Consider the following 827-nt stretch of genomic DNA (forward strand, 5'->3'; position numbering starts at 1 on the left):
CTGATTTAAATTTAATCCACTATAAAATCAAATTCGTGCAATCCGCAACCCCCCCTCTCCCCAGCCCTCTCCCGCCGGACGGTAGTGGGAGCAGGTTGCAAGTTAAAACAAGGTCGTCTGAAAACTTTGAGATTTGAGTTTGGGAGAAACAAACTCGCTCCCCCCGTTTTCAGACGACCTTTTATTCAATCAAAACAGACTTGGGATAACCCAAGTAGCGTGGGCTTTGCCCGCAAACCTTCTGTCCGACAATCTGAATCGGGCGGTTGTCTTTATCTTCATTTCGTGGCAGAGACCACGCTACGGGTCGTCTGAAAAAACCTTAGCGTTTTGTTTTAATCAAGTGTTTGCGAAACCGAACATGTTCGGAAAGCAATTCCCGTCCCATTCAATCTATATAGAAAATAGAAAAAGGTCGTCTGAAAACCCTGTTTCGGGTTTTCAGACGACCTTTGCTTTGCCTTCAAACAAGCTTTAGAGCGGGATTACCATTGGTAGCCGACACCTGCGGTCGCGCCGTAGTGGCCGCGTGAGTTGCCGGTAGCAGTACCTTTGATGACCCAGTTGCCGCCGTCGGAGATGCTGGAGAAGCCGACTGCGTAACCGCTTTCACCGCGGTAAACGCCGCCTGCAACCGCCATCATGCTCTTACCCGGCAGGTAGGCTTGCGGCAGGCCTGCCACCGCCATGGCTGCTGCGGTACCGGCTTTGGAGTCGCTTTCCACATTGTCGATACGTTGGTTGATTTGGTTGCCCATGTTCACCACGTAATTGCCGATGTTGGTCACGTTTTGGTTAATCGCCTGGTTGGTGTAATACAACTGGCT

At 50.7% G+C, this 827-nt stretch carries 1 protein-coding gene; it reads right to left on the reverse strand.

Annotated elements, in window-relative coordinates; all coding sequences use genetic code 11:
• Positions 1-485 precede the first annotated feature (485 nt).
• A partial coding sequence (locus tag HMPREF2907_RS08175; protein ID WP_318259065.1) for a YadA C-terminal domain-containing protein occupies positions 486-827 on the reverse strand: 342 nt, incomplete at its 5' end.

Origin of the sequence: Neisseria sp. HMSC055H02 (assembly GCF_001813335.1) — a bacterium.
GTDB lineage: Bacteria > Pseudomonadota > Gammaproteobacteria > Burkholderiales > Neisseriaceae > Neisseria > Neisseria sicca_C.